The sequence below is a fragment of the Mesorhizobium sp. M1E.F.Ca.ET.063.01.1.1 genome (genome assembly GCF_003998155.1).
Taxonomy (GTDB): Bacteria; Pseudomonadota; Alphaproteobacteria; order Rhizobiales; family Rhizobiaceae; genus Mesorhizobium.
This window is the reverse complement of sequence record NZ_RZSC01000859.1, coordinates 1-2,322: the sequence shown is the minus strand read 5'-3', so window position 1 is coordinate 2,322 and position 2,322 is coordinate 1. Positions and strand designations below refer to the sequence as shown.

Genomic DNA, 2,322 nt, shown 5'->3' with positions numbered 1-2,322 from the left:
AGGTCGAATCGGTCGAAGTTGCAGGCTTGGCGCCGGAAGCCGCGCTCATCTCGGTGGCGGTCGAATTATAGGCCGGCGTGACGACCGACATCGTCGGGTCGCCGGTCGAGGTGCAGGAGGCCAGAAGCACTGAGAAAAGCGCTGCCGCTATGCTGCGGCTTTCCCTTCGTGCGAGACGCCAACCCTCTGGTTTCAAAACAAATTTCCCCCTTGGCATCCGGTCCGTTCATCATCGCCGTGGCGCTCCAGTGCCCCTGGCGACGACCTCCTGTTCCCGAACCGGAAACGGGATCTGTATCGTATCTGCAAGCCTCGGATTTATTCTGCGTCTGAAGGCGAATTGAGGTTGCGAAAACGATTAACGCCACCATTTCGGCCTGTTTTGCCAGCCCGTCAACTCACCAGACATTACAGTCCGTTACACACGCATCTTGACATAGGTGCCCGGCGCATCTCCCAGGGTTTTCATACGCTTGCCCGGTTTGCGGGCGGGCACATGCACATTGTCCTGGCTTTCGATCCAGTGCTGCCAGTGCGTCCACCAGGATCCCAGATGCTCGTGCGCGGTGGCGAACCACTGGCCGAAGTCGCCCACCGGCCTGCCGCCCGTCCAGAACTGGTATTTGTGCGCCGCGGGCGGATTGACGACGCCGGCGATGTGGCCCGAGCCCGCCATCACATACTCGACGTCGCCGCCGAAAAACTGCGAGCCGAGGAACACCGAGAGCGCCGGCGCGATGTGGTCCTCTTTCGTGGCAAGGTTGTAGACCGGTATCGTGATGTCGGCCAGCGAGACGGTGCGGCCGGCAAGCTCCATCGTGCCGCGCGAGAGATTGTTCTCAAGATAGCAGTTGCGCAGGTAGAAGGAGTGGTTGGCCGCCGCCATGCGGGTCGAATCGGCGTTCCAGTAGAGCAGGTCGAAGGGCAGGGGGTCCTTGCCGCGCATGTAGTTGTTGATGACATAGGGCCAGATCAGGTCGCCCGAGCGCAGCATGTTGAAGGCGGTCGCCATCTTGGTGCCTTCGAGGTAGCCCTTCTCGCTCATCGAGCGCTCGACCGCGGCAACCTGGTCTTCGTCGACGAAAACCTTCAGGTCGCCGGCATGGGTGAAATCGACCTGGGTGGTGAAGAAGGTCGCCGACTTGATGCGGTGGTCGCCTTCCTGCGCCAGAAGCGCAAGTGCTGCCGCCAGCAGCGTGCCGCCGACGCAATAACCGATCGCGTTCACCTCCTTCTCGCCGGTCGCCTTCTCGACGATGTCGAGGCCGTATTGCAGGCCCTCGCGGATATAGGCCTCCCATCCCTTGGCGCCGTGGCGCTCATCCGGGTTGATCCAGGAGATGACGAAGACGGTGTGGCCCTGCTCGATCGCCCAGCGGATGAAGGACTTCTGCGGGTTGAGATCGAGGATGTAGTATTTGTTGATCCATGGCGGGCAGACGAGCAGCGGCCGCTTCAGCACCGTCTCCGTCGTCGGATCGTACTGGATGATCTCGGCGACGTCGCTGCGGCCGATCACCTTGCCGGGCGTCGTGGCGATGTTCTTGCCGATCTCGAACGGCGCGTAGTCCGCCTGGCGGAGCTTCAGGTCGCCCCTGCCGGCGGCGATGTCCTCGGCCAGCATCTTCATGCCGCGCACCAGGTTCTCGCCGTTGGAGGCGACGGTCTCGCGGAACAATTCCGGGTTGGTCAGGATGAAGTTCGACGGCGCGATCGCGTTGGAGACCTGCTTGACGTAGAAGCTCGCCTTGTGGCGGGTGTGCTCGTCCAGGCCCTCGGCATGCTCGACCAGGTCCGCGGCCCAGCGCGAGGTGACGAGATAGGCCTGTTTCAGGAAATCGAAGAAGGCGTTGCGGCCCCATTCCGGGTCCTGGAAGCGCTTGTCGCCGCGTTCGGGCTTCACCGCGTCCTCGGGCCTTTCGGCATTGGGGCTGACCTTCTGGATGGCGTTCGCCCAGACCGTCATGTAGCCGGCGAAGAGCCGCGTCTGCGCTTCCAGCGCGCGCTGCGGGTCGGCCAGCCAGTATTCCGAGAGCTTGGAGAAGGTCTTGACCATGTCGACCACGGGTTCGGCGACATGGTCGCGCACCTCGCCCTTCTCGCGCGGCTCGGCCCAGGCGGAGGCCGCCTTGCCGGCCTGCTCGACCATGCGCGCCATGTTCAGCGCGAACCGTTCGGGATCTTTCACCAGATATTGCTCGACGGTCGAAGGTCCGTCATTTTCCGCTTTGTCCGAATCGGTCGCTTTGGACATGGTTCGCGGGGTTCCTCCCGGAGCGTTTTCTTGACATATTATCATGGGACATCCGACCGGGTCCAACT

1 protein-coding gene is annotated in these 2,322 nt (G+C 62.7%); it reads right to left on the bottom strand.

Annotation, left to right across the window (positions count from 1 at the left end; genetic code table 11):
* Positions 1-418: 418 nt before the first annotated feature.
* On the bottom strand, positions 419-2,254 hold the full coding sequence (phaC, locus tag EOA29_RS33445) for a class I poly(R)-hydroxyalkanoic acid synthase (RefSeq protein WP_126093440.1): 1,836 nt from the start codon (positions 2,252-2,254) through the stop codon (positions 419-421).
* Positions 2,255-2,322 lie beyond the last annotated feature (68 nt).

What these genes read in the sequence shown, in the direction of transcription:
- phaC (WP_126093440.1), bottom strand. Translation starts at nt 2,254, where the DNA reads ATGTCCAAAGCGACCGATTCGGACAAAGCGGAAAATGACGGACCTTCG.